Consider the following 24,801-nt stretch of genomic DNA (forward strand, 5'->3'; position numbering starts at 1 on the left):
GGACAGTCCGCCGGCTGGGGGCGCGCCCCCAGCCGGCGGCGCCCAAGTCTCTATCCCAGCGCCAAAGACACAAGCTGCCGGAGGCAGCGCCCGGCGTTTGAGGAGGCCGTTGATGGGTCACCAGCAACGGCCGTTCGTAGTGAGGCATCACGGATTGCGCAGGTTGTCGCGCAGCGTGGCGCCGCGATACTCGGTGCGGAACAGCCCGCGCCGCTGCAGCTCCGGCACGACGAGGTGGCAGAACTCCTCGAACATGCGCGGGAAGACCGTCGGCCAGATGATGAAGCCGTCGCAGGCGCCGGAGGTGAAGTAGTCCTCGAGCTGGTCGGCCACGGTCCTCGGGCTGCCGACCAGCAACCCGCGCGGCTTGCTCGCCGCCTCGGCGAAGCTGATCCGCTCCTGCTGCATGAGCTGCAGCACCCGGTCCACCGAGCCGGTGATGCCCTGGTTGCCCTGCGCCGCCGCCATCGCCTCCGGCGTCCGGTGGCGCGAGAGATCGGCGCCGAGCAGGGAGGAGTTCAGCATGAGCTGCGCCTCCGGGTCGATCAGCGATTGCAGATAGGCGTAGCGCTCCTCGGCGATGGCGTCGGTCTCGGCCACCACCACGGCGAAGGAGGGCAGCACCTTGCAGGCCTCCGGCGCCCGGCCGTGGCGCGCCATGCGGGACTTGATGTCGTCGTGGAAGGCGATGGCGTCGGCCTTGCTGTGCGGGGTGCAGAAGATCATCTCCGCCCAGCGCGCGGCGAATTCCCGGCCGCGCTCCGAGGCGCCGGCCTGCAGGAAGACCGGCCGCACCTGCGGCGTGCGCGGCATGGCGAGCGGGCCGCGGGTCTTCACCCATTTCCCCTCGAATTCCGCGTAGCGCACCTTCGCCGGATCGACGAAGACGCCCCGCGCGCGGTCGGCGACGATCGCATCCGCGTCCCAGCAGTCCCAGAGCGCGTTGCAGGCCTCCAGCACCTCGTCGGCGCGGTCGTAGCGGAGATGCTTGGGCGGGATGCCGTCGAGGCCGAAATTGCGCGCCTCCAGGTCGGTCGCCGAGGTGACGACGTTCCAGGCGGCGCGCCCGCCCGTCAGCAGGTCGAGCGAGGCGAGGGTGCGCGCCAGGTAATAGGGCGGGAAGAAGGTGGTGGAGAGGGTGGCGCCGAGGCCGAGATGCCGCGTCACCCGCGCCATCACCGGCAGGATGGTGAGCGGGTCGATATAGGAGATCTGCCCGCCGAGGCGGAGGTAGGCGTCGAAATTGCCGCCATGGATGTCGGGGATGCCGAAGGTGTCGGCATAGAAGCAGGCATCGAAGCGCCCCGCCTCCAGCACCCGCGCGATGTGCTCGTAGCGCTCGGGCGCGAAGAGGTCGTCGAGCGGCGCCTCCGGATGCCGCCAGGCGCCCGGATGGTTGGCGGTGGGGCCGGTCTTCAGATAGGCGACGAGATGCATCCGGCGCGGCGCGCTCATCGGCGGCGGGCCTCGCGGGCGAAGCGGTGACGGCAAGGCATGGGCGATCCCCGGCTGGTGGCCAGCATGGCCGTGCCGCCCGGCGTCCTTCCCCTCGCGCCGCACTATGCGAAGCCCGCCCGCGATGCGCAATCCGGCGCGCCCGGCGGCCGCGGCTTGCAGAGGGCCCCTGCCTTGCCGCAGGCTGGCCGCATCGAGAAGGAGCGGCGATGTCGCGCCCGATGTCCCTCGCCTCCAGCATCCAGGCCGAGAGCGCGCGGCTCGCCGCGGCCTGCACTGGCTGCGGCGCCTGCGTCGAGGCCTGCCCGATGCCGGATTTCCTCGGCCTCGCCCCGGCCGCGCCACCCGCCGTCGCCGCCGGGATGCGGGCGGCGCTGCAGGGCGCGCCGGTCTCGCCCGAGGGCCTCGCCTGGGTCGGCGCCTGCACCCGCAGCGGCCAGTGCAACGCCGCCTGCCCCGAGGCGCTCGACGTCGCGCTCATGCTGCGCCTCGCCGGCATGCGGCTGAAGGGCGCGCTGGGCGAGCCGCCGCGCCTGCCGGTGCCGGGCGATGCCGGCTGGGCGGCGCGGGTGAAGGCCTTCGCCCGCATGACGCTGACCGAGGAGGAGCAGGCGCGATGGCTCTGACCTTCTGGTACGGCTGCAACATGACCCGGCATGGCGAGGTGATCCGCCTCGCCATGCGGCTGCTGGAGGCGGTCGGGATCGAGGCCGAGGCGACCGGCGGCCCGGCGAGCTGCTGCGGCTCGCCGAAGGAGGCGGATGCGCGCATCAGCGGCGGCATGGCCGAGCGCACGGTGGCGAGGTTCAACGCCAGCGGCACGCCGCAGGTCGCCACCTGGTGCCCCTCCTGCCACATGAACATGCAGGACTGGATGGCGCCGGGCGTGCCGCGGAATTTCGAGACGCTGCACCTCACCGAGGTGCTGCATGCCCGCCGCGCGGCGCTGCGGCCGCTTCTCGTGCAGCCGGTACCGGCGCGGGTGCTGCTGCACCGGCATCTCGGCTTCGACGGGCGGGTGCCGGTGAACCGCATGGTGGCCGAGCTGCTGGCGCTGGTGCCGGGGCTGACGCTGGTCGAGCATCCGCTCGCCGTGCCGGGGCATATGTGCTCGAGCCTCGCCGCCGTGCCGGGCGCCCTCGCCCGCGCCCAGCGCGCGACGCTGGAGGCGATGGCGGCGAGCGGCGCCGACACGCTCTGCACCCTCTTCCACAGTTGCCACCGCGATGCGGTGACGCTCGAGCGCGGGCGCGATCTTCGCGTCGTCAACTGGGTGCATCTGCTGGCGATGGCCGCCGGCTGGCCGGTCGAGGATGGCTACAAGACCTGGCGCAACGCGGCCGATCCCCGCGCGGCGGTGGGCGAGGCGGGGCTTGCCGCCGCCGGCGAGGCGGGTTTCGAGCGGCTGGTGGAGCCCGAGCTGCGGCGGGCGCCGCCCGTGTGAATTCCCCACAAGGTCGCTGCGCGCCCTCGTGGGGGCCCCATCCATCCCCACGAAACCGCTTCGCGGCTTCGCGGGGGCCCCGGGATTCGGGTCTGGCCCGAGAGGCGTCACAGCCTGGCGCGGCAAAGCCGCGCCAGGGCAACGGGAGGCGACGGTTGCGAGGGGCGCCTCGAGGGCCGCCTTTCGGGGCGCGGCCCGATTGCGGCTTGCCGGGGGCCGGGCTTCTCGGCGAGCATGCCGGAAACCCAGGGAAGGAAACCGCGCCATGAACCAACTGGCCGCGCCCGTGGCGGCGTCGCAGCCGCTCTCCCGCGCCGAGCATGCCGCCGGCATGGCCGCCTACCAGGCCGCCGGCGAGGCGCTGGCCGCCGAGATCAACAATCGCGGCCCGCTGCGCCTGACCGCGGACGGGCAGCTCCACCCCGACATCCAGGCCGCCTACTGGAAGCACGGCTACTACATCTTCGAGGGCGTGATCGACGCGGCGGAGGTCGCCGCGCTGCGCGAGGATGCGCAGGAGATGCTGGCGCGCGCCCCGGTCGGGCCGGAGGCGAAGCTCGATGCGCAGGGCCGGCCGGCGCTCGGCATCGACTATGCCCGGTTGCCCTACCGCTTCAGCAAGCCGCTCGGCGATCCCTGGGGCGGCACCACGCTGCTCAACGGCCGGCACCCGGCGCAGATGTCGCAGCCGGTGCCGGATGCGGGGGCGCCGGAGCACGTCGTCTTCCTGATGTATGCGATGTGCCAGGCGATGCCCTCCGGCCTGCGGCTCTACGGCCATCCGGGGCTGCTGGCGGCGGCGCAGTCGATCAACGGGCCGGATTTCGTGCCCTTCAACGACGCCATCTTCGTCAAGCAGCCGGGCCTCGGCGGCTCCGTCGCCTGGCACCAGGACGGGGTGACGCATTGGAACAACCCCGCCTGGGACGAGGGCATCCACGGCTTCAACTACCAGGTCCAGCTCTACCCGACGACGCCGGCCAACGGCCTCTGGGTGATCCCCGGCACGCACAAGCGCGGCAAGGCCGACATCAAGGGCATGGTCGCGGCCAATGGCGGCAGCGAGCAGCTGCCGGGCGCGGTGCCGCTGGTCTGCAAGGCCGGCGACGTGACGATGGTGAACCGGCAGACGGTGCACGGCTCCTTCGCCAATTCCTCGCCCGACATGCGCATCTCGCTCACCTTCGGCTTCCACCGCCGACGCTCGGTGCTGGGGCAGCGGGCGGCGCTCTCCATCGCCGAGACCAACGCCATCTACGACGCGCAGCGCATCTTCGACCGCTCGGCCGTGATCCAGGTGGCGATCGATGCGCGGCGCCAGGCCCGCCCGGGCGAGCCGGTCTTCCACTACCAGCCCTTCGCCGGGCTGGAGGAGGAGTTCCGCTGCACGCCGGAGGTCTTCGACCGGGTGATCCGCGACTACAACACCAAGGATCTCGCCATCTAGGCGGGAGCATCGGACCATGCCGCAGCAGGGACGCGTCGTCTTCAGCCGGATGGAGGAGGTGGTCTTCGGCCGCCCGGCGGCCGAGGCGGTGGCGGCGATCGCCGCCCGCGCCGGCGCCCGCCGCGTCTTCCTCCTCGTCAGCGGCACGCTGAACCGCGAGACCGAGGAGGTCGCCCGGCTCCGCGCCGCCCTCGACGGCCGGGTCGCCGCGGTCTGCGACCGGATGCCGGCGCATACCCCGCGCGCCGCCGTGGTGGCGGCGGCCGAGATGGCGCGGGAGGCGGGGGCCGATCTCATCGTCACCCTCGGCGGCGGCTCGGTCACCGATGCGGCGAAGGCGATCCAGCTCTGCCTCGCCAACGACATCCGCAGCCCGGAGGCGATCGCGGTGCTGCTGCCGGTGGCGCAGGCGGATGGCAGCCTCGGCCCGCCGCCCGGCTGCCGTCCCCCAACCATCCGCCAGGTGGCGGTGCCGACCACCCTCTCGGCCGGCGAGTTCAGCGCCATCGCCGGCGTCACCGACGAGGCGACGCGGGTGAAGGCGCTGATCCGCCATCCCGGCATCATCCCGATGGCCGTGGTGCTCGACCCGGCCGTCACCCGGCACACGCCGGAATGGCTGTTCCTCTCGACCGGCATCCGCGCCGTCGACCATTGCGTCGAGGGCCTCTGCTCGGCCGAGGCGCATCCCTTCGCCGATGCCCAGGCGCTGCGCGGCCTCGCCCTGCTCGCCGCCGGCCTGCCGCGGGTGAAGGCCGATCCCGGCGACCTCGCGGCGCGGCTCGATTGCCAGCTCGGCGCCTGGCTCTCCATGGCGCCGCTCGCGACCGGCGTGCCGATGGGGGCGAGCCATGGCATCGGCTACGTCCTCGGCGCCGCGCATGGCATCCCGCATGGCCACACCTCCTGCCTCATGCTGCCGGCGGTGCTGCGCTGGAACCACCCGGCCAATGCCGCGCGGCAGGCGCTGGTGGCGGCGGCGATGGGGGCGCCGGGGGCCGAGGCGGCCGCCCTGCTGGAGGGGCTCATCGCCGGGCTCGGCATGCCGCGCCGGCTGGCCGATGTCGGGATCGGGGCCGCGCAATTCGACGCCATCGCCGAGGCCGCCATGGCGACGCCCTGGGTGCCGCGCAACCCGCGGCCGATCACGGGCCCGGCGGCGGTGCGGGAGATCCTGGCCCTCTCCGCGTGAGGCCAGGGGCTTGCGCGGTGGCTTGCGCGAGGGCTTGCGGATGATCAAGGCGGCCTGCGGCCCCATCTGCGATGCTGCCGCAGGCGGCCGCGCGCGGCCGGCCGCAGGGAGGAACGCATGACCAACCGCCCCATGCATGAGGTGATCACCCGTCGCCAGCCGGTGACGCTGCCGCCGGCGGCGAGCGTGCAGGAGGCCTGCCAGGCGATGCGCCAGCACCGCATCGGCGCCGTGCTGGTGACCGACGAGGCGGGGCGGCTGCTCGGCATCTTCACCGGCCGCGACGCCATCGCCCGGGTGCTGGCCGAGGGCCGCGACGCCGCCGCCACCCGGCTGCAGGCGGTGATGACGCCGCAGCCGCATTGCTGCGCGCCGCATCGCCGCGCCATCGAGGCGCTGCGGCTGATGCGCGACGGCGGCTTCCGCCACATCCCCGTGGTGGAGGGGGAGCGGCTGGTCGGCATCGTCTCGCGCGGCGATTTCCTCGGCGCCGAGCAGGCGCGGATCGAGGAGGAGACGGCGCTCTGGGAGCGGCTCTAGAACGCCCCACAAAACCGCTTCGCGGCTTTGCGGGGACCCCATGGAGATCCCCTCTTGTCCAAGGGGCGTCACAGCCTGCCGCGGCCAAGCCGCGTCAGGACAACGAGCAGCGACGGTTTCGATAGGCGCTCCTACGTCCCGCGAAACCGCTGCGCGGCTTCGTGGGGGCCCCGTGAAGCGATCCAGGCCCAAGGCGTGGCACAGCCTTCCGAGGCGAAGCCTCGGAAGGGCAACGGGCGGCGACCTCCGAACGGGGGGCCGAGCGGCCGGCCGGTCTTCGGTCCGGCCTTGGGCCCTTGGCGGGCCGCCGGGCGGTTTCGCCCTCGGGCGATCGGTTCTAGTCTCGGCCTCCTGCGCGGAGGAAGCGATGCCCGAGAGCCCGATCGACCCCAAGCTGATGACCGAGACGCGGCTGCCGCTCGCCGGCCTGCGCGTGCTCGACCTCACCCTGGCGCGGGCCGGCCCCACCTGCGTCCGCCACCTGGCCGATTGGGGCGCCGACGTCATCCGGGTGGAGCCGCCGGCCAGCACCGACGGTCTCGGCGGGCCGCGCGACGGCTTCGACAGCGTCAACCTGCACCGCAACAAGCGCGGCCTCGCGCTCGACCTGAAGAACCCGGCGGGGCATGCGGCCTTCCTCAAGCTCGCCGCGACCGCCGATGTGCTGGTCGAGAACATGCGCATGCAGGTCAAGCACCGGCTGAAGATCGCCTATGACGACCTGAAGGCGCTCAATCCGCGGCTGATCTACGCCTCCATCTCCGGCTTCGGCCAGACCGGCCCCTATTCCAAGCGCGGCGGCGTCGACCAGATCGCCCAGGGCATGGGCGGGCTGATGAGCATCACCGGCGAGAAGGGGCGCGGCCCGATGCGGGTCGGCATCCCGATCAACGACCTGACGGCCGGCAACCTGCTCGCCCTCGGCATCATGATGAAGCTCTACGACCGCGAGCGCACCGGCCAGGGCGGCTATGTCCATACCAGCCTGCTCGAGGCGCAGGTCTTCATGCTGGACTTCCAGGCCAGCCGCTACCTGATGGATGGCGAGGTCGCCGGCCAGGCGGGCAACGACCACCCGGTGAACATCCCGATGGGCGTCTTCCCGACCGCCGACAAGCCGATCAACATCGCCGCCTCCTCGGGCAAGCTCTGGACCAATTTCTGCAAGGCCGCGGGGCGCGAGGACTGGCTCGAGGTCGAGGAATGGAAGACCCTGCAGGGCCGCAGCAAGGACCGCGCCCGGGTGAACGCCGCCATCGCCGAGGTGACCCGGACCAGGCCCTCCGAATGGTGGATCGAGCGGCTGGAGGAGGCCGGCATCCCCTGCGGCCCGGTGAACGACATCCGGGACGTCTTCGACGACCCGCAGGTGCAGCATCTCGAGATGGCGATGCCGATGCGCCACCGCTCGCGCGGCGACATCCGGATCGTCGCCAGCCCGCTGAACATCGAGGGGCTGGAGACCGGCGTCTATCGCGACGTGCCGGAGCTCGGCGAGCATGGGGCGGAGATCCTGGCCGAAGCCGGGCTCTCGCCGGATGAGATCAGGGACCTGAAGGCCAAGGGAGCGCTGGGCGGGGCATGAGCGGGATGGAATTCGCGGACGGCAAGATCCTCGCCGGCATCGAGAGTGGCGTCGGCCGGGTGGTGTTCAACCAGCCCGAGAAGCGCAACGCCATGTCGGTGAACATGTGGGAGGGGATGGGCCAGGCGCTCGACCTCTTCGCCGAGGATGCCTCGGTGCGCTGCGTGGTGCTGCAGGGGGCGGGCGACAAGGCCTTCGTCTCCGGCGCCGACATCTCGCAATTCGAGAAGACCCGCGCCAATGCCGATGCGCAGCGGGACTACGACCGGCTGACCAGCGCCGGCCGGGCCAAGCTCGCGGCCTATCGCAAGCCGGTGATCGCGCAGATCCGCGGCTTCTGCATGGGCGGCGGCCTCGGCATCGCGATGAGCACCGATATCCGCATCGCCTCCGAGGACAGCCAGTTCGGCATCCCGGCGGCGAAGCTCGGCATCGCCTATGGCTTCGACATGGTGCGCGCCCTGGTCGACCTGGTCGGCCCGGCGCATGCGCACATGATCCTGATGACCGGCGAGCGCTTCGACGCCCGCGAGGCGGAGCGGATCGGCCTGGTGAACAAGCTGGTGCCGGTCGGCGAGCTGGAGGCGACGGTGGCGAAGCTGACGGCGACGCTCGCCGCCAACGCGCCGCTCTCGCTCACCACCAACAAGCAGACGGTGAAGGCGGTGCTGCAGGACCCGTCCGACCGCGACATGGGGGCGATCCGCACCGCCATGGCCGCCTGCTTCGACAGCGAGGACTACCGCGAGGGGCGGCGCGCCTTCATGGAGAAGCGCAAGCCGGCCTTCACCGGGCATTGAAGGCGCCCCCAGGGCCCGGCGGCCCCGGAAATCCCCAGATTCCCGATGCATGCCGGGCCGGTTCCGCCTAGGATGCGCCAGCCATGACGCGCCCGGAAAGAAGGGCCGCAGGCCGAGGCAACAGGGTGGGCCGCCGCCAGGGCGGCCCGGCGGCGTGACCTGACCAGGGCGACCAAAACAAGGGCCGCCTGGACAGGGTGACTGGGACGAGGCGACTGAGGCGAGTCGACTGGGACGAGGGGTCTGAGACCGGGAATGGATGGCAATATCGATGCGCCGATCGTGGCGGCGCATGTCCATGGCCAGACCGCTGGCCAGGGGCATGGGCAGGATTGCGCCGGCGCGCCGATCTCGCGCATCGTGGCGGAGGTCGCCGCCCGCTTCCCGGGCGAGCGCATCAGCCTCGGCGACATGGCCGAGGCCTTCGGGGACCGCGCCTTCGGCCTGCTGATCCTGCTGCTGCTGCTGCCCTCGCTGCTGCCCGGCATGGCCTCGGTCTTCGGCCTGCCGGTGCTGATCCTCGGCGTGCAGATGGGCCTCGGCCGGCGGGTGCCGAAGCTGCCGCGCTTCATCGCCCGCCAGAGCATCAAGCGCAGCGACCTGCTCCGCCTCACCGGCGCCTCCTCGAGCTGGCTGCGCAAGGTGGAGCGCTTCGTGCGGCCGCGGCCGGGCTTCTTCACCTCCCCGCTCGGCGACCGCCTCTTCGGCTGGCTGACCGCCTATGTGGCGCTGATGCTGATCCTGCCCGGCCCCGGCACCAACGGCCCGCCGGCCTTCGGCAACATCATCATGGCGCTCGGGCTGGTCGAGCACGACAGCCGCACCACCGGCCTCGGCGCCGCCCTGACCATCGCCGGCTGCGTCTTCGCCACCTTCGTCCTCGCCATGGTCTGCTGGCTCGGGCTGAAGGCCTTCACCTGGATCTTCTAGAGCGGTTCCCGATCAGGTGGCCTCGCCGCAAGCGTGACTCACGGATCGTGGTCCCCAGGAAGCCGCGGCAGGGCAACGGGCAGCGACTGCTGCGATCGGCGCTCGATGACCGACGGGGCCTGACGGATCGTCGTGTCTGAACCGCCACAGGTGTGGCCGATCCGTCATCCTCCCCTGCCCGCCCCCATCGCCCTCTGCTACATCGCCGCCATGCGCCGGTGGCCCGCAAGGGCTGAAACGGGAACGCGTGCAGCCGGGCTTCACCCGGCCAAGCCGCGGCTGCCCCCGCAACTGTAGGCGGTGAGTCCCTGTCAGACGCCATTGCATCCGCCCGGATGCGAGAAGGCGGCAGGGCCGCGGGGTCGCTCCGACCCCGCACCGCGAGCCAGGAGACCGGCCGGCGCAGAGTTGTCTCGCGCGTGCCGGGCGGGGTGCACCGGCGCGGCGGCGCACGGGCGTCCGGCCGGGCCGGGCACTTGCCGTCTGCGGGAACGACGCATGTCGTCCCGGCCGGGCCACCGGTCGGGGCAGGTTCGTCCTTCGCCGCGGAGACACGCCGTGCGACGCCTCACCCTCGCCCTCACGGGCGGCCTGTCCTTGCTCATCCCGGCGGGCCAGGCCCGGGCGCAAGCCCAGCCGCCCGCCGTCACCCTGCTGCCCGAGACCGTCGTCACCGCGACGCCCCTCGCCACCCCGCAGGAGCGCGTGCCGGCCGCCACCACCGTCATCACCCGCCGGGAGATCGAGGAGCGCGGCTACCAGACGCTCGCCGAGGCGCTCACCGCCGTGCCCGGGCTGCGCATCGCGCCGCAGGGCGGGGCCGGGCAGATCGCCAGCGGCTTCCTCCGCGGCACCGGCAGCGCCAATGTCCTGGTGCTGATCGACGGCGTGCCGGCCAACGACGTCGCCTCGCCCGCCGGCGCCTTCGATTTCGGCCAGGACCTGCTCTTCGACGTGGAGCGGATCGAGGTGGTGCGCGGCCCGCTCTCCTCGCTCTACGGCTCCTCGGCGATCGGCGGCGTCATCAACCTCGTCACCCGCCGCGCCCCGCCCGACCGCAGCTTCGCCCCCTATGGCGAGCTGGCCGGCGGCAGCCAGAGCACGCTGCGCGGCGGCCTCGGCGCGACGGGCACGGTCGGCGCCTTCGACTACCTGCTCTCGGGCTATTCGCAATCGACCCGCGGCTTCAACGCGCTCGCGCCGCGCTTCGAGAGCAACATCCCCGAGCGCGACGGCTTCCGCGGCGCCACCACGACGGCCCGGCTCGGCTGGACGCCGCTCGAGGGCACGCGGATCGAGGGGCAGCTCCGCTGGCGGCAGAACACCTTCGGCCTCGACAACCTGCCGCAGGACGACCCGAACTACACCGGCGAGGATCGCCGCTGGTCCGGCCAGATCCGCGGCGAGACCCGGCTGCTCGACGGCGCCTGGACCACGGGCCTGCGCGTCTTCTCCACCGAGCAGCGCCGCACCTACACCAACCTGCCCGACCAGTACGACGCCTTCTCCAGCGAGGCCTCGCGCTTCCGCGGCACCCGCAGCGGGCTCGACTGGGGCAACTCGCTGCGCCTGCCGGGCTTCGGCCCGCTCAGCGACGGCGCGCTCGGCTTCGGCCTGACGCATGCGCTGGAGGAGGCGCGCACCACCCAGAGCTTCCCCTCCGCTTTCGGCGACTTCACCAGCAGCCTGCGGGCGCAGCAGCACACCACCTCCGGCTGGGGCTCGCTGCAATACCGGCTGCTCGACCGGCTCGACCTCTCGGCCGGGCTGCGGCACGATTCCGTCACCGGCGCCACCGGCGAGACCACCTGGAAGCTCGGCGCGGTGCTGGCCCTGCCGGAGGTGAACACCCGGCTGCGCCTCGCCCTCGGCACCGCCTTCCGCGCGCCCTCGCTGTTCGAGCGCTTCGGCATCGGCAATTTCGACGGCTTCGTGGTCTCGACCGGCAATCCCGACCTGAAGCCGGAGCGCAGCTTCGGCTGGGAGATCGGCAGCGACACCGACATCCCGGGCTTCGGCCGGCGCAATTTCGCCACGGCGAGCTGGACCTTCTTCCAGAGCCGGGTGCGCGACCAGATCGTCAGCGTCAGCACCGCGGCCGGGCTCAGCACCTATGCCAACGTCAACCGCGCCGAGATCCACGGCGCCGAGCTGGGCCTGACGCTGCGCCCGGTGCGCTGGCTGGAGGGGACGGCCGCCTGGACCATCACCGAGGCCTTCGATGCCACGACCGACCGGCGCCTGCCGCGGCGGCCGGAGCATGTGGTGAGCCTGACGGCCCGCCTCGCGCCGCTGCCGCGGCTGGTGATCGCGCCGACCGTGCTCTTCACCGGCCGCAGCCCGGAGGGCGCCTTCGCCTCCTACGCCAATGACGGCACCGCCTATGCCTATCCCCGCAGCAACCCGGCGGGGACGGTGGTGAACCTCACCGCCACTTGGCAGGCGATGGAACAGGTCGCGCTGTTCCTCGAGGCGCGCAACCTCGGCAACAGCCGCTGGGAGCCGGTGAACGGCTTCATGACGCCGGGCCGCAGCGTGCTGGTCGGCACGCGCTTCGCGCTCTAGGCGTTCCCCGCGACGTCGCTGCGCGCCGTTGCGGGGGCCCCGGGATTCGCTCGGGACCCAAGGCGCGTCACAGCCTGCCGCGGCGAAGCCGCGGCAGGGCAACGGGCAGCGACGGCTCTCACCGGCGCCGTTGGTGTCCTGCCTGCGGCATCCGCGCTCGCGCCGCTGGTCGCCGGGCCGGCACCGTCACGCCGCCGCGGCCGCGCCGCCCGGCGGCAGCCGGCGCGGCCGCAGGAAGAGGCGCGTCACCATCGGATGCGCCGCCTCGACCTCGCGGATCAGGGCGGCGGCGGCGCGCTCCACCGCCTCCCCGGGCAGGTCGTCGCGGAAATCGATGGTGACGGCGAAGAGCACCTCGCGCGGGCCGAGATGCAGGCTGAGCAGTTCCTCCACGGCCGCGACGCGCGGATCGGCGAGCAGCATCGCCCGCACCGCGGCGACGAGCGGCGGCGCCGCAGCCTCGCCGGTCAGCAGGCTGTGGGTCTCCCGCGCCAGGAAGCCGGCGGCAAGCACCAGCAGCAGGCCGATGCCGATGGAGGCGACGCCATCCAGCGCCGGCATCGCCAGGTATTCCGCGAGGCCGAGGCCGGCGAGCGCCAGGAGCAGCCCGGCCAGCGCGGCGGCGTCCTCGAGCAGCACCGCGAAGACCCCCGGATCCTTGCTGCGCCGGATCGCCGCCCAGAAGGGCTCGCCGGCATGCGTGCGGCGGAACTCCCGCAGGGCGACACGGAAGGAAAGGCCCTCGAACAGCATCGCCGCGCCGAGCACGAGGAAGTTCACCCAGGCGCTCTCGACCGGATGCGGCGCGCGGATCTTCTGCCAGCCCTCGTAGATCGCCACCGCGCCGCCGAAGGCGAAGATCATCAGCGCCACCACGAAGGACCAAAAATACAGCTCCATGCCATGGCCGAAGGGATGCCGCGGCGTCGGCGGCCGGGCGGCGCGGCGCAGGCCGAGCAGCAGCAGCCCCTGGTTGCCGGTGTCGACGCTCGAATGGATCGCCTCGCTCAGCATGGCGGAGGAGCCGGTGTAGAGCGCGGCGGCGAGCTTGGTGACGGCGATCGCCAGGTTGCCCGCGAGCGCCGCATAGATCACCCGGCGCGACCCGCCATGCCCGCCCTGCTGCGCCGCCATGCCCTGCCCTCCGCCCGATGCCGGCGAGAACGAGGCAGGCACCGGATGGCTCCGGGCGGCGGGCCGTTCGAGCGACCGCTTCCCTGGCGTTAAGCTGCGGCGCATGACCACCGCCCTCGCCTATGCCCTCGCCGCCCTCGCCGAGATCGCCGGCTGCTTCGCCGCCTGGGCGGTGCTGCGGCAGGGCGCGCATGCCGCCTGGCTGTTGCCGGGCGCGCTCAGCCTCGGCCTCTTCGCCTGGGCCCTCACCTGGGTGGAGGCCGATGCCGCCGGCCGCGCCTTCGCCGCCTATGGCGGCGTCTACATCGCCGCCTCGCTCGCCTGGCTCTGGGCGGTGGAGGGCCAGGCGCCGCGCGCGACCGACCTTGCCGGCGCGGCGCTCTGCCTCGCCGGGGCCGGCATCATCCTGGCGGGCGCCGGCCGCGGCTGAGAGCCGTGCGGGAGAGCCGGCGCCGCCGGGCCGGCCAGGAGCCGCGGACCGACCCGCCCGGCTTTCGCAACCCGGCTCCCGGGCCCCGGCCCGCCGTCACGCCCCGTTCCTCACGCCCCGTCCCTCGGGCGCCACCCCTCAGGCGCCGCCCGGCACCCAGGTCACGTCGCGCGCGCCATCCTCGTTCAGGTGCCGCGCCAGCACGAAGAGATGGTCGGAGAGGCGGTTGAGGTAGCGCACCACCTCCGGGTTCAGCGCCTCCGCCGCGGCCAGCGCCACCGCCCGCCGCTCGGCCCGCCGCGCCAGGGTGCGCGCCAGATGCGCCGCCGCCGCGCCCGGGCTGCCGCCGGGCAGCACGAAGCTCCGCAGCGGCGGCAGCCTTGCGTTCAGCGCCGCGATCTCCCGCTCCAGCCGGAGGCATTGCGCGGCGGTGACGCGCAGCCGCTCGGCGCCCGTCCCGGCCTCGCCCGGCATGCAGAGATCGGCGCCGAGATCGAAGAGGTCGTTCTGGATGCGCGCCAGCATCGCATCCGCCTCGGCCAGCCCCGCGGTCTGCAGGCGCAGCAGGCCGAGCGCCGCATTCGCCTCGTCCACCGCGCCGATCGCCTCGATCCGCGCAGCATCCTTCGGCAGCCGCGTGCCGTCGCCGAGCGAGGTCTCGCCCCGGTCCCCGCCGCGGGTGGTGATGACGTCGAGCCGGACCATGGGCCTGTTCCTTTCCTGATCGGGCAGCGGGCGACGGCCCCCGCCGTCTCCCGGCCTGGTGGCCGCGTCAGCGGTCCAGCCGGAAATGGATGGTGTTGCCGACCGTGCTCGGCACCGCAATGCCATCCCGGGTCGCCGGCCGGAAGCGCCAGCCGAGGGCGGCGCGGCGCGCCGACTCGTCGAGCTCGGGATGGCCCGAGCTTTGCGCCACCTCGGCGCTCACCACCTCGCCGGTCGATGCGATGTGCAGGACGATGCGGACCGCCCCCTGATGCCCGAGCTGCTTGCTGAGCAGCGGGTAGTCCGGCTCGGCATTGCGGATGCCGGGGAGCAGGCCGGGCGCGACGAGCGGCCCGAGGGCGCGGCTGCCGCCCGGCGCCGCCGCCTCGGCCGGCTCGGCCGCCGCCAAGGGGGGCGCGGCCAGGGGCATTATGGGGGGCGTTATAGGGGGCGCCATGGGCGCCTGGGCGGGCGCCGCCGGCGGCGAGGGCTGCGGCGAGGGCGGGGGCGAGGGCGGGGGCAGGGCCGCCTCGGCCGGCGGCGCCGAGGGCAGCGGCGGCGACGGCGCGGCGGCCGGATCGGCCGGCGGGCGCGGCGGCGCGGCGGGGAGTGGCGCGGCCGGCGATGGCTCGGCGGGCGGCGGCTCGGCAGGAGGCGGCTCGGCGGGAGGCGGTTCGGGTCCCCGCACCGGCGGCGCCGGCGGCCGCGGCGCCTCGACCCTTTCGTCAACCGGCGTCTCGTCCCAGACGAAGGCGACGCCCGTCTCGGGCCCGGGCTCGGGCGGCGCCGGGCGCTGCGGCAGCCCGAGCACCAGGCCGAGGGTGGCCGCATGCAGCAGCAGCGATGCGCCGCCCCAGGCCGGCAGCCAGCGGCGGGAGGGCGTGGGCCCCGCCGCCCGCCCCTCCCCCGCCCGCAGCGCCGCCGCCGGGCCGGGCGCCGCGGTCACAGCACCAGCACGCCGTGATGCTTGGCCTTGCCCTCCGGCTCGACATGGATGGTGATGGTCGCGCCCTCGATCTCGGCCTTCAGCGCCGCCTCGATCCGGTCGCAGATCACATGCGCCTCGTCGACGCTCATGCTGCCCGGCACCACCAGGTGGAACTCGATGAAGGTGAACCGCCCGGCCTGGCGGGTGCGCAGGTCATGCGCCTCGATCGCGCCATCCGCGCTGGTCGAGACGGCGCGGCGGATGCGGCCGAGCAGACCGGGCTCCACCGCCTCGTCCATCAGCCCGCCGACCGATTCCCGCACCAGTTGGCTGCCGGACCAGAGGATGTTCAGCGCCGTCGCCGCGGCCAGCAGCGGGTCGAGCCAGAGCCGCCCGGTCGCGGCCACCGCGGCGACGCCGATCAGCACGCCGACCGAGGTCACCACATCCGCCAGCAGGTGCCGCGCATCGGCGAGCAGCGCCGGCGAGCGCAGCAGGCGGCCCTCGCGCCGGAGGAGCGTGGCCCAGCCGAAATTGCACGCCGTGGCGAGGGCCGAGATCAGCAGGCCCGGCACCGCCTGGTCCGGCGCGTGCGGCGCGAAGAAGGCGCCCCAGGCTTCGCGTAGAATGGCGAGCGCCGCGACGATGATCAGCGCGCCCTCCAGCACGGCGGAGAAATACTCCGCCTTGGCATGGCCATAGGGGTGGTTGGCGTCGGGCGGCATCGCCGAGTAGCGCACCGCCACCAGCGCCGCCGCCGCGGCGGCGACGTTGACCACGCTCTCCAGCGCATCCGCGAGCAGCGCCACGCTGCCCGTCAGCCACCAGGCGCTGAGCTTGAGGGCGAGCACGAGGCAGGCGACGGCGACGCTGCCCATGGCCAGACGAAGGACGCGCGTCATCGTGATCCAGAGGCGGTGGGGACGGCCAAGGCGGCGGGGCTCCGGGGATGGAGCCGGTTCATGCCCCGAGGCGCGGCCGGCGGGCAACCCCGAACCGGGCGCCGGGCCGTCCTGGCACGGCCGGCAACGCCCAGCCTGGACGCGATTATCCTGGGTGGATCTTTTCTCACATGGCGATAAATCCGCGGGAGCAATCTCTTTTTTGATTGAATGACGTAGATTCGAAACGTTCCCTTGTGAACTTCTTAGCCGTTCGGGCGCAGGGTGCGGGCGGGCTGTGAGCCCCGTTCCCACCCGTTGGCGCATCACAAAAAGCCGCGGGCCGCACCGAATGCCACCGAAGGACCCGAGGCCGCATGTTGAATGCGCTCGCAATCGACCTGAAGACGTCAGCCGCGCCGAAAACCTGGATGACCGCTGCCACCAAGAGCACGGTCAACGGCACGGCCGCGGCCGACAGCCTCAGCGCCCCGAATGGCCCGGCGACGCTCGCCGGCGGCGCGGGCGACGACACCTACACGATCTGGAGCAACACCGTGAGCATCGTCGAGGCCGCCGGCGGCGGCATCGACACGGTGCAATCCTATGCCTGCGCCGTCCTGCTGCCGGGCTGGGTGGAGAACCTGACCCTGATGTGGGGCGGCACCGCCGGCAAGGGCAACGCGCTCGACAACATCATCGCCGGCGGCGCCGGCAGCCAGACCCTCGATGGCGGCGCCGGCAACGACATCCTCACCGGCGGCGCCGATGCCGACTGCTTCATCGTCACCAAGGGCAACGGCACCGACCTGATCACCGACTTCCAGGCCGGCATCGACAGGATCCAGCTCCAGGGCTACGCCTTCTACGACTTCGCCGGCGTGCAGGCGGCGCTGCGCCAATCCGGCGCCGACACCATCCTCACCCTCGGCGGCGGCGAGAGCCTGCTGCTGCGCAACACCACGGCGAGCAGCCTCACCGCGCGCGACTTCGCCCTGCCGGTGAACCCCGCCCATCCCGGCATGCGGCTGACCTTCGCCGACGAGTTCAACAGCCTCAGCGCCTCGGCGACCGGCGTCGGCACCACCTGGAAGACCACGCTCAAGATCATCGACCAGCAGCGCACCCTGGCGAGCAACAACGAGGCCCAGTACTATTCCGACAGCTCGGTCGGGGTGAACCCCTTCGCGGTGGGCGGCGGCGTCCTCGACATCACCGCCGCGCCCGGCAGCAACCCGCTCAACCTCGCCTACACCTCCGGCCTGCTGAGCTCGGCGCATTCCTTCGCGCAGCAATACGGCTACTTCGAGATCAAGGCGCAGCTTCCCGCCGGGCAGGGCTTCTGGCCGGCCTTCTGGCTGCTGCCGGCCGATGGCAGCTGGCCGCCCGAGATCGACATCTTCGAGATGCTGGGCAACGACCCGACCACCGCCTATTTCAGCCTGCACAGCACCGCCTCCGGCGCGTCCGGTACCAACAAGGCCAGCCTGCTGCCCGATCTCTCGGCCGGCTTCCACACCTATGGCCTGGACTGGGAGGCGGACACGATCCGCTGGTATGTGGACGGCAACCTCGTCGCCCAGGCGGCGACGCCGGCCGACATGCACAAGCCGATGTACATGCTGCTCAACCTCGCGGTGGGCGATGCCGGGAGCTGGGCCGGGAAATACGATGCCAGCCTGCCCACCGGGCACATGCTGGTCGATTACGTGCATGTCTGGCAGACCGGCACCGTCGCCCCCGCGCCGGCGCCGGTCGTCACCACCGCCACCGGCCCGGACAGCGCCGCGGCCCTCGGCGGGGTCTACACGCTGAAGGCGGATGGCAGCGACCTCTACGACTTCACCAAGGCCCGCGCCGGCATCTCGCTCGATGCCGCGACGATGTCGACCAAGGCGACGCACACCGTCTGGGGCAGCAGCTTCGACGACGTGGTGCATGCCGGGGCCGGCCCGCTGAACGCCACGCTCGGCGCCGGCAACGACACCTTCGCCTTCGGCAGCGGCACCTCGCGCGTCGCGGGCGGGGCGGGCAGCGACGTCTTCGTGCTGACCAAGGGCGCGATCGCCGCCGGCGACCAGATCATCGACTTCCAGCGCGCCGGGGCCGCCAACGGCGACCACGACTTGCTGCGGCTGGAAGGGTTCTCCGCCGCGGCGCATCTCGACTACAAGGGCAGTTCGGGCGCGCTGCAATACTATGTCGTGGTCGATGGCGCGACGACCTCGCCGGTGCTCACCCTCCAGCTCAGCGGCAGCACCGGCACGCTCGGCGCCCAGGACTACGTCTTCGCGCATGCCTGAGCGGGGGCCGGGCGCGCCGGCCTCCTGCGAACGGCCGTTGATGGCGACCCATCAACGGCCCCCAGGGGCGGTCCCCTTGGCGCCGGGCGCAACCCTCCGGGTTGCCTCGGCCTTCGCGGCATGGGCCGCGGCGCCCATCCGGGCGCTCGGCATGCAGGAAGCCTTCATGCCGTCGGCATCAGATGGCCGGCGCGTCCAGCACCTCGAAGACCGAGCCACCGTAATCCGCCTCGGCCGGGATGGTCAGCCGCCAGCCCGCCTCGGTCTGGATCATCTCCGGCATCACGGTGACGACGCGGGCGGCGCGGCTGGCCGCCAGCGCCTCGGCGACGGTCGCGTGGCGCGCCAGCTTCTCGAGGTTGCGCCGGGTCGGGAAGACCAGGCGGCGCAGCCCGGCATTCGCCTCCTCGATCGCCTGGCGCGGGCGGATCCAGACGCTGTCCTCGCTCTCGAAGCCGTCATGCACCGCCACCTGGTCGGGCGGCGCGGCGGCGAGGAAGAACTGCGTGTCGAAGCGCTTGCTGCGCGAGAGCGGCGTGACCCAATGGGCGAAATGCACCATGCCGTCGATCGCCGGCTCCAGCGCCTCGGCCTCCAGCACCGCGGAGAGCGGGGTCTCGCCCTTCGCCACCCGGGCCCGGTGCACCGCCTCGATGCCGAGCAGCCGCGTCGCGTCGATGATGCCGCCGCCGCCGCGCGGCCGGGCCAGCAGCACCCCGCATTCCTCGAAGGTCTCGCGGATGCCGGCGATGCGGAAGGCATCGAGCCCCTCGCCGCCGGCCAGGCCGCGGTCGTCCTCCTCCACCCGGCCGCCGGGGAAGACCAGGGCGCCGCCGGCGAACTCGATCTGCCGGTGCCGCACCACCATGAACACCTCGATCCCCTGCGCCCCGTCCCGCACCAGCAGGACGGTCGCGGCGGGCCGCGCGGGAACGGGCTCGGCTGGCCGCGCGGGCACGGGCTCGGCGGGCCGCGCGGGGACTGCGTCGGCGGGCGGCGCGGCGTTGGTCTCGGTCATCGTCTCTCCTCACTCCAGGCGCAGGCCGAGGCTGCGGACCAGCGGCGTCCAGCGGGCGATCTCGGCCCCGATGAAGGCGGCGAATTGCGCGGGCGTGCCGCCGACCGGCTCGCCCGCCTGGCGGCTGCGGATCGCCTCGGCCACCGCCGGCTCGGCCAGGATGGCGTTGCAGACGCGGTTCGCCGCCAGGGTGATGGCGGGCGGCAGCCCGGCCGGCCCGACCACGCCGTTCCACACCACCGCCTCGAAGCCCGGCAGCGCCTGCGCCACCGGCGGCACGCCGGGCAGCAGCGCCACCGGCTCCCGCGTCGAGACGGCGAGCGCGCGCATCCTGCCCTCGTGGATGAAGGGCAGCGCGGTCGAGACGGTCATGAAGGTCGAGAGCGTCTCGCCGGCGAGGATGCTGCGCGCCACCTCGGCGCCGCTGCGATAGGGCACCGGCACCATCCGCAGGCCGAGGTCGCGGTTCATCAGCTCCTGCGCCAGATGCCCGGAATAGCCGATGCCGGGATGCGCATAGGGCATGTCGCCCCGTTGCCGCGCCAGGGCGACGAAGCCGGCCAGGTCCTCGGCCGGCAGCGAGGCCGGCGCGGCCAGGACCAGCGGCATGTTGGCGAGGTGGCAGATCGGCGTGAAGGCGGTGGCCGGGTCGTAGGGCGTGCCCGGCTGCAGCTCGCGCGCGATGGCATTGGCGCCGAGATCGGCGAGCATCAGCGTCGCGCCATCGGGCTTCGCCTGCGCCACCGCGGCGCCGGCGATGGTGCCGCCGGCGCCGCCGCGATTCTCGACCACCATGCTCTGCCCGCCGGTCGCCGCGGGGAAGGCGTTGGCCAGGCTGCGGGCCAGGGTGTCGGAGGCGCCGCCGGCGCCGAAGGGCACGACGAGCCGCACCGGCCGGTCCGGCCAGGCCGTCTCCGCCCCACCTGCCCCGCGCGTCGCGGCGATGCCGCAGGCGGCCGCCCATGCCAGCGACACGGCCTGGCGCCGTCGGATGCCCATGCCGGACCCTCCTTCCCTCCCCGCCGACCCTGCCGCCGACGCAGGCCCGACGCAACCGGGCAGCGCGGCGTCATGGAGCGTGCCTTCCCTGGGCCAGCCGGCGGGCGCAGGCTCCGGGACGCTCCCTGGGGGACTCGCATGACCTGGTCCATCGTCGCGCATGATCCGGCGACCGGCGCCTTCGCCGTCGCGGTCGCCACCTGCAATTTCGCGGTCGGGGCAAGCTGCCCCTATGTGCGGTCGGGCGTCGGCGCGGTCTCCACCCAGTCCTTCACCAACCGCTACCTCGCCCCGGCCATCCTCGACGGGCTGGCCCGTGGCCTCGGCCCGGCCGATGCCATCGAGGGCGCGCTGGCCGGCGACCGCGGCCGCGCGATCCGGCAGGTGCATGCGGTGGACCGGCATGGCCGCGCCGCCGCCTGGACGGGCGGGAATTGCGTCGAGTGGTGCGGCGATGCCGCCGCCCCCGGCGTCTCGGTCGCCGGCAACATGCTGGCCGGCCCGGCGGTGGTGGCGGAGACCCTGGCCGCCTTCGCGGCCGGCGCCGCCCTGCCGCTGCCGGAGCGGCTGATGGCGGCGATGGAGGCGGGCGAGGCGGCGGGCGGCGACCGGCGCGGCCGGCAATCCGCCGCCATGCTGCTGACCACGACCGAGGACTTCCCCGATCTCAACCTCCGCGTCGACGACCATGCGGCGCCGCTGCCCGAGCTGCGCCGGCTGCTCGGCCTCTGGCGCGAGACCCGCGCGCCCTTCCTGCACGAGGCGCCGCGCAAGGCCGACCCCTCCGGCGCCTGCGACATCGATACCATCGAGGCCGGCTGGATCGCCCGCAGCGTGACGCTGCGCTTCCGGCGCTAGTTCATCCCCACGAAGCCGCTGCGCGGCTCCGCGGGGACCCCGTGAGGCGCCTCGTCGGCGAGGCCCGTCGCAGCCAGCCGAGGCAAAGCCTCGGCTGGGCTACCGGCAGCGACCGCGGCACCGGGCGCATGCTGGGGGAGCCATCGCCGCGCCCGACCCTTCGCGGCGGCGGCGCCATGCTGGCATGATGCAGTGCCGCAACCGGGAGAGGCGCGATGGCGAGGATCGAGACGGGCCGCATCCTGATCCGCGGCGGGCGGCTGGCCGATCCGGCCCGCCGTCGCGCCGAGCCGGCCGATATCCTGGTCGAGGACGGCGTCATCCGCGCCCTCGGCGCCGATCTGCCGGCGCCGGCCGATGCCCGCATCGAGGACGCGACCGGCCTGCTGCTGCATCCCGGCCTGGTCAACGCCCACACCCATGGCCATGGCGGCCTGGCGCGCGGGCTTGCCGATCGCTGGACGCTGGAGCTGCTGCTCGCCGCCGCGCCCTGGATGGGCGGCGGCCGCAGCCTCGCCGACAAGAAGCTCTCCACCCAGCTCTGCACCGCCGAGATGGCGATGAAGGGCGTCACCGCCTGCTACGACCTCCATGCCGAGGCGCCGCTGCCGACGCGGGACGGGCTGGACGCGGCGGCCGAGGCCTATGCCGAGGTCGGGCTGCGCGCGGTGATCGCGCCCATGGTCGCCGACCGCACGGTCTGGGAGGCGGTGCCGGGGTTGAAGGACGCGCTGCCCGAGCCGCTGCGACGGCAGGTGGAGGGCGCCGGCCCGGCCCCGGGCGAGGCGACGCTCGCCGCCATGGCGGAGATCCTGCGGCACTGGCGCTGGGCGGGCGAGGACATCCGCGCCGCGCTGGCGCCCACCATCCCGCTGCATTGCGCCGACAGCTTCCTCTGCGGCTGCGCCCGCCTTGCCGAGGAGCATGGCGTGCCGCTGCAGAGCCATGTCGCCGAGAGCAAGCTGCAGGCGCTGGCCGGGCTGCAGCGCTATGGCCGCAGCCTGGTGCGGCACCTGGATGCGCTCGGCTTGGTCGGGCCGCGCTTCTCGGCGGCGCATGGCATCTGGCTCACCGATGACGACCTGCGGCTGCTGGCCGATCGCGGCGCCGCCATCGCCCACAACCCGGGCAGCAACATGCGGCTCGGCAACGGCATGTTCCGGCTGCGCCGGGCGCTCGATCTCGGCGTCGCCATCGGCATCGGCACGGATGGCGTCTCCTCCTCCGACACCTCCAACATGTACGAGGCGATGCGCGCCGCCTTCCAGCTCGCCGCCGTGCAGGGACCGGACCCGGCGGAATGGGTGAGCGCGGAGGAGGTCTGGCGGGCCGGCACCCTGGGCTCCGCCCGGCTGCTCGGCTTCGACGACATCGGCGCCATCGCCCCCGGCATGAAGGCCGATATCGTCTTCCTCGACCTCGCGCATCCGAACTGGATGCCGCTGAACGGCACGGTGAACCAGCTCGTCCACACCGAGGATGCGACTGCGCTGCGGCATGTGATGGTGGGCGGGCGCATGATCCTGCGCGACCGCCGGCTGCTGACCATCGACCTCGCCCGGCTGGCGCGCGAGGCGGAGGCGGCGCGGGCGCGGCTGGAGGCGCTGAACGCCGAGAAGCGCGCGCTTTTCACGCTGCTCGAGCCGGTGGTGCGCAGCTTCTGCCCCGCCTTCGCGCGGCAGCCCTATCCGGTGCGGCGCTATCTCTGCGACGGCGGCTGAGGCCAGCCCGGCTTTACGCCGGGCGCGGCGGGAGCGACCATCGCGGTGCAGCAGGAGCCGCCGCCGATGCCGGAATTCGTCGATCTCTCGCGCGAGATCTTCCACCGCACCCAGACGCATCCGAGCCATCCGCCGGTGGTGATGACGGTCTGGAACGACCATACGGAGAAGAAGGTGGCGGGCAACACCACTTTCACCAGCAAGGCGCTGTCCCTGGCGATGAGCGACCATGCCGGCACGCATGTCGACGCGCCGGTGCATTTCGACCCGCGGCCGGGCGCCCCTTCCATCGACGAGGTGCCGCTCGGCAATTTCTACACCTCCGGCATCTGCCTCGATCTCAGCCATGTGCCGCTGAAGCACGCCGTCACCGTGCCGGAGCTGGCGGCGGCGCTGGCCGCCTCGGGGCAGGAGATCCGCCCGGGCGACACGGTGCTGCTCTGGATGGCGGTGAACGAGCGGCTGCTCGGCAAGCCGGGCTATACGCATGACTTCCCCGGCCTCGCGCTCGAGAGTGTGCACTGGCTGGCGGATCGCGGCATCGGCATGTTCGGCGTCGAGGCGATCAGCCCGGCGCCGGAGGGGGAGCCGAATTTCCAGGCGCACATGGCCTGCGCCGAGCGCGGCATCACCCATATGGAATGCCTCGCCAATCTCGGGGCGCTGGTCGGCCGCGGCCGCTTCACCTTCATCGGCTTCCCGCTGAAGATCCGCGGCGGCACGGCCAGCCCGATCCGCGCCGTGGCGATGTTCCCCTGAGCCGGGTCCGGGCGGCGCGCCACGGCATGGCACGCGGGTTGCTGCGACCGCGGGCCATGCCCGCCCCGCTCCATCCTCTCCTGGCCCATCCTCGCCTGGCGCGCCGCGCCCTGCTCGCCGCGCCACTCATCCTGGCTGGCCCGGCCCGCGCCGCCGCCCCTTCCGCCTGGCCGACGCGGCCGCTGCGCTGGATCGTCAATTTCCCACCGGGCGGCGCCGCCGACACCCTCTCCCGGGCGCTCGGCGAGAGCATCGGCCTGTCGCTCGGCCAGCCCATCGTCATCGAGAACCGGCCCGGCGCCGGCGGCATGCTCGGCGCCGACCTGCTGGCCAAGGCGCCGGGCGATGCGCATCTGGTCATGATGTCGAGCGCCGCCTCGCACGGCATCGGGCCGGTGCTCTACCCCAACCCGCCCTATGACCCGCTGCGCGACTTCACCCATCTCGGCCTGGTCGGCAGCTTCGCCAGCGTCCTCGTCGTCAATCCCGGCGTGCCGGCCCAGGGCCTGGCGGAGTTCCTCGCCCTCGCCCGCGGCCGGCCCGGCGGCCTCGCCTACGGCACCGGCGGCAACGGCACCATGAACCACCTGGTCGGCCAGCTCCTCGCCCGCGCCGCCGGGGTGGAGCTGACGCATGTGCCCTATCGCGGCTCGGCGCCGGCGCTGGCGGATGCGATCGGCGGCCAGATCCCAGCGGTGATGGAGAGCCTGCCCATCGCCCTGCCGCATCTCCGCGCCGGGCGGCTACGCCCGCTCGGCACCAGCGAGGCGGGGCGCGATGCCGCCACGCCGGAGGTGCCGAGCTTCACCGAGGCGGGCTTCCCGGCGGCGCGCAGCACCAACTGGTTCGGCTTCTCCGCCGCCGCCGGCCTGCCGCCCGAGATCGGCGCCCGCTGGGTCGCGGCGATCCGCGCCGCGTTGCAGGATCCGGCGCTGCGCGCGCGCTTCGCCGGCCTCGGCGTGGTGCCGGGCCCGATGGACCCGGCCGCCTACACCGCCCTCATCGCCGGCGAGTTGGAGCGCTGGCGCGGCGTTATCGAGGCCGCCGGCGTGAAGCCGGATTGAGAACGCCCGCCGGACCTGCCGCTGCCCGTTGCCCTGTCGCGGC

The 24,801-nt window shown here is 73.4% G+C and carries 22 protein-coding genes and 1 riboswitch; of the genes, 15 read left to right on the forward strand and 7 right to left on the reverse strand.

What is annotated here, in order from left to right:
- Positions 1-147 precede the first annotated feature (147 nt).
- Positions 148-1,455 carry an LLM class flavin-dependent oxidoreductase gene (locus tag DOO78_RS21670; protein WP_111471974.1) on the reverse strand — a complete coding sequence of 436 codons (1,308 nt, stop codon included), beginning with the start codon at positions 1,453-1,455 and terminating at the stop codon, positions 148-150.
- Between the two features lie 209 nt (positions 1,456-1,664).
- On the opposite strand from DOO78_RS21670, the gene DOO78_RS21675 reads away from it, so the two are divergent.
- From DOO78_RS21675 to DOO78_RS21715, 9 genes are all read left to right on the forward strand, one after another.
- On the forward strand, positions 1,665-2,081 hold the full coding sequence (locus tag DOO78_RS21675) for a 4Fe-4S dicluster domain-containing protein (protein ID WP_111471975.1): 417 nt from the start codon (positions 1,665-1,667) through the stop codon (positions 2,079-2,081).
- A complete protein-coding gene (locus tag DOO78_RS21680) occupies positions 2,072-2,899 on the forward strand; it encodes a (Fe-S)-binding protein (protein WP_111471976.1) in 828 nt (275 codons plus the stop codon). The genes DOO78_RS21675 and DOO78_RS21680 overlap by 10 nt, the downstream gene beginning before the upstream one ends.
- A 265-nt stretch (positions 2,900-3,164) precedes the next feature.
- A complete protein-coding gene (locus DOO78_RS21685; protein ID WP_165839022.1) occupies positions 3,165-4,346 on the forward strand; it encodes a phytanoyl-CoA dioxygenase family protein in 1,182 nt (393 codons plus the stop codon).
- A gap of 16 nt (positions 4,347-4,362) precedes the next feature.
- Positions 4,363-5,538 carry an iron-containing alcohol dehydrogenase gene (locus DOO78_RS21690; RefSeq protein ID WP_207803005.1) on the forward strand — a complete coding sequence of 392 codons (1,176 nt, stop codon included), beginning with the start codon at positions 4,363-4,365 and terminating at the stop codon, positions 5,536-5,538.
- A 117-nt stretch (positions 5,539-5,655) separates the two neighbouring features.
- Entirely contained in the window at positions 5,656-6,078 is a 423-nt protein-coding gene (locus DOO78_RS21695) for a CBS domain-containing protein (RefSeq protein ID WP_111471978.1), read from the forward strand.
- A 367-nt stretch (positions 6,079-6,445) separates the two neighbouring features.
- Positions 6,446-7,663 (forward strand): CaiB/BaiF CoA transferase family protein, encoded by a 1,218-nt coding sequence (locus DOO78_RS21700; RefSeq protein ID WP_243634720.1) that lies wholly within the window; start codon positions 6,446-6,448, stop codon positions 7,661-7,663.
- Positions 7,660-8,463, forward strand: coding sequence for an enoyl-CoA hydratase (locus DOO78_RS21705; RefSeq protein WP_111471979.1), 804 nt, complete (start codon positions 7,660-7,662; stop codon positions 8,461-8,463). The genes DOO78_RS21700 and DOO78_RS21705 overlap by 4 nt, the downstream gene beginning before the upstream one ends.
- A 255-nt stretch (positions 8,464-8,718) precedes the next feature.
- A complete protein-coding gene (locus DOO78_RS21710; RefSeq protein ID WP_111471980.1) occupies positions 8,719-9,393 on the forward strand; it encodes an exopolysaccharide biosynthesis protein in 675 nt (224 codons plus the stop codon).
- Positions 9,394-9,592: 199 nt separating this feature from the next.
- Positions 9,593-9,809: riboswitch (cobalamin riboswitch) on the forward strand.
- 142 nt (positions 9,810-9,951) lie between these two features.
- Positions 9,952-11,958: a TonB-dependent receptor plug domain-containing protein gene (locus DOO78_RS21715; RefSeq protein ID WP_165839023.1), complete on the forward strand. Its 2,007-nt coding sequence runs from the start codon at positions 9,952-9,954 to the stop codon at positions 11,956-11,958.
- Between the two features lie 186 nt (positions 11,959-12,144).
- Here the strand turns inward: DOO78_RS21715 and DOO78_RS21720 are convergent, their stop codons facing one another.
- On the reverse strand, positions 12,145-13,092 hold the full coding sequence (locus DOO78_RS21720) for a cation diffusion facilitator family transporter (protein WP_111471982.1): 948 nt from the start codon (positions 13,090-13,092) through the stop codon (positions 12,145-12,147).
- 103 nt (positions 13,093-13,195) lie between these two features.
- On the opposite strand from DOO78_RS21720, the gene DOO78_RS21725 reads away from it, so the two are divergent.
- Positions 13,196-13,522, forward strand: a complete 327-nt coding sequence (locus DOO78_RS21725) for a YnfA family protein (protein ID WP_111471983.1) — start codon at positions 13,196-13,198, stop codon at positions 13,520-13,522.
- A 138-nt stretch (positions 13,523-13,660) separates the two neighbouring features.
- On the opposite strand, the gene DOO78_RS21730 is transcribed toward DOO78_RS21725, so the two are convergent.
- The 3 genes from DOO78_RS21730 to DOO78_RS21745 all read right to left on the reverse strand — a co-directional run bounded on the left by DOO78_RS21730 (position 13,661) and on the right by DOO78_RS21745 (position 16,057).
- Entirely contained in the window at positions 13,661-14,227 is a 567-nt protein-coding gene (locus DOO78_RS21730) for a cob(I)yrinic acid a,c-diamide adenosyltransferase (RefSeq protein ID WP_111471984.1), read from the reverse strand.
- Between the two features lie 67 nt (positions 14,228-14,294).
- Positions 14,295-15,173, reverse strand: a complete 879-nt coding sequence (locus DOO78_RS27695) for an energy transducer TonB (RefSeq protein ID WP_165839024.1) — start codon at positions 15,171-15,173, stop codon at positions 14,295-14,297.
- Complete coding sequence (locus tag DOO78_RS21745; protein WP_111471987.1) at positions 15,170-16,057, reverse strand: cation diffusion facilitator family transporter; 888 nt, start codon at positions 16,055-16,057, stop codon at positions 15,170-15,172. The genes DOO78_RS27695 and DOO78_RS21745 overlap by 4 nt, the downstream gene beginning before the upstream one ends.
- Before the next feature lie 410 nt (positions 16,058-16,467).
- On the opposite strand from DOO78_RS21745, the gene DOO78_RS21750 reads away from it, so the two are divergent.
- The gene (locus DOO78_RS21750; protein WP_128080113.1) at positions 16,468-18,339 is read left to right on the forward strand and encodes a family 16 glycosylhydrolase; all 1,872 of its coding nucleotides are present in this window, start codon (positions 16,468-16,470) and stop codon (positions 18,337-18,339) included.
- A gap of 178 nt (positions 18,340-18,517) precedes the next feature.
- Here DOO78_RS21750 and DOO78_RS21755 read toward each other — a convergent pair whose 3' ends face one another.
- Together DOO78_RS21755 and DOO78_RS21760 are read right to left on the reverse strand one after the other, a co-directional pair.
- Positions 18,518-19,357 carry an NUDIX hydrolase gene (locus DOO78_RS21755; protein ID WP_207803006.1) on the reverse strand — a complete coding sequence of 280 codons (840 nt, stop codon included), beginning with the start codon at positions 19,355-19,357 and terminating at the stop codon, positions 18,518-18,520.
- 9 nt (positions 19,358-19,366) lie between these two features.
- On the reverse strand, positions 19,367-20,356 hold the full coding sequence (locus tag DOO78_RS21760; RefSeq protein WP_165839025.1) for a Bug family tripartite tricarboxylate transporter substrate binding protein: 990 nt from the start codon (positions 20,354-20,356) through the stop codon (positions 19,367-19,369).
- 138 nt (positions 20,357-20,494) lie between these two features.
- Here DOO78_RS21760 and DOO78_RS21765 point away from each other — a divergent pair, with 138 nt between their 5' ends.
- From DOO78_RS21765 to DOO78_RS21780, 4 genes are all read left to right on the forward strand, one after another.
- Positions 20,495-21,214 carry a DUF1028 domain-containing protein gene (locus DOO78_RS21765; protein ID WP_111471989.1) on the forward strand — a complete coding sequence of 240 codons (720 nt, stop codon included), beginning with the start codon at positions 20,495-20,497 and terminating at the stop codon, positions 21,212-21,214.
- A gap of 215 nt (positions 21,215-21,429) precedes the next feature.
- Positions 21,430-22,935 (forward strand): amidohydrolase family protein, encoded by a 1,506-nt coding sequence (locus DOO78_RS21770; RefSeq protein WP_111471990.1) that lies wholly within the window; start codon positions 21,430-21,432, stop codon positions 22,933-22,935.
- A gap of 66 nt (positions 22,936-23,001) precedes the next feature.
- Positions 23,002-23,694 carry a cyclase family protein gene (locus DOO78_RS21775; RefSeq protein ID WP_111472038.1) on the forward strand — a complete coding sequence of 231 codons (693 nt, stop codon included), beginning with the start codon at positions 23,002-23,004 and terminating at the stop codon, positions 23,692-23,694.
- Positions 23,695-23,750: 56 nt separating this feature from the next.
- The gene (locus DOO78_RS21780) at positions 23,751-24,758 is read left to right on the forward strand and encodes a Bug family tripartite tricarboxylate transporter substrate binding protein (RefSeq protein ID WP_111471991.1); all 1,008 of its coding nucleotides are present in this window, start codon (positions 23,751-23,753) and stop codon (positions 24,756-24,758) included.
- The last annotated feature ends 43 nt before the right edge of the window (positions 24,759-24,801 follow it).

It is taken from the genome of Roseicella frigidaeris (assembly GCF_003258945.1).
GTDB lineage: Bacteria > Pseudomonadota > Alphaproteobacteria > Acetobacterales > Acetobacteraceae > Paracraurococcus > Paracraurococcus frigidaeris.

Coding starts and splice junctions, on each gene's coding strand:
- DOO78_RS21670 (WP_111471974.1), bottom strand. CDS start 1,455: ATGAGCGCGCCGCGCCGGATGCATCTCGTCGCCTATCTGAAGACCGGC.
- DOO78_RS21675 (WP_111471975.1), top strand. CDS start 1,665: ATGTCGCGCCCGATGTCCCTCGCCTCCAGCATCCAGGCCGAGAGCGCG.
- DOO78_RS21680 (WP_111471976.1), top strand. CDS start 2,072: ATGGCTCTGACCTTCTGGTACGGCTGCAACATGACCCGGCATGGCGAG.
- DOO78_RS21685 (WP_165839022.1), top strand. CDS start 3,165: ATGAACCAACTGGCCGCGCCCGTGGCGGCGTCGCAGCCGCTCTCCCGC.
- DOO78_RS21690 (WP_207803005.1), top strand. CDS start 4,363: ATGCCGCAGCAGGGACGCGTCGTCTTCAGCCGGATGGAGGAGGTGGTC.
- DOO78_RS21695 (WP_111471978.1), top strand. CDS start 5,656: ATGACCAACCGCCCCATGCATGAGGTGATCACCCGTCGCCAGCCGGTG.
- DOO78_RS21700 (WP_243634720.1), top strand. CDS start 6,446: ATGCCCGAGAGCCCGATCGACCCCAAGCTGATGACCGAGACGCGGCTG.
- DOO78_RS21705 (WP_111471979.1), top strand. CDS start 7,660: ATGAGCGGGATGGAATTCGCGGACGGCAAGATCCTCGCCGGCATCGAG.
- DOO78_RS21710 (WP_111471980.1), top strand. CDS start 8,719: ATGGATGGCAATATCGATGCGCCGATCGTGGCGGCGCATGTCCATGGC.
- DOO78_RS21720 (WP_111471982.1), bottom strand. CDS start 13,092: ATGGCGGCGCAGCAGGGCGGGCATGGCGGGTCGCGCCGGGTGATCTAT.
- DOO78_RS21725 (WP_111471983.1), top strand. CDS start 13,196: ATGACCACCGCCCTCGCCTATGCCCTCGCCGCCCTCGCCGAGATCGCC.
- DOO78_RS21730 (WP_111471984.1), bottom strand. CDS start 14,227: ATGGTCCGGCTCGACGTCATCACCACCCGCGGCGGGGACCGGGGCGAG.
- DOO78_RS21745 (WP_111471987.1), bottom strand. CDS start 16,057: ATGACGCGCGTCCTTCGTCTGGCCATGGGCAGCGTCGCCGTCGCCTGC.
- DOO78_RS21750 (WP_128080113.1), top strand. CDS start 16,468: ATGACCGCTGCCACCAAGAGCACGGTCAACGGCACGGCCGCGGCCGAC.
- DOO78_RS21755 (WP_207803006.1), bottom strand. CDS start 19,357: ATGACCGAGACCAACGCCGCGCCGCCCGCCGACGCAGTCCCCGCGCGG.
- DOO78_RS21760 (WP_165839025.1), bottom strand. CDS start 20,356: ATGGGCATCCGACGGCGCCAGGCCGTGTCGCTGGCATGGGCGGCCGCC.
- DOO78_RS21765 (WP_111471989.1), top strand. CDS start 20,495: ATGACCTGGTCCATCGTCGCGCATGATCCGGCGACCGGCGCCTTCGCC.
- DOO78_RS21770 (WP_111471990.1), top strand. CDS start 21,430: ATGGCGAGGATCGAGACGGGCCGCATCCTGATCCGCGGCGGGCGGCTG.
- DOO78_RS21775 (WP_111472038.1), top strand. CDS start 23,002: ATGCCGGAATTCGTCGATCTCTCGCGCGAGATCTTCCACCGCACCCAG.
- DOO78_RS21780 (WP_111471991.1), top strand. CDS start 23,751: ATGCCCGCCCCGCTCCATCCTCTCCTGGCCCATCCTCGCCTGGCGCGC.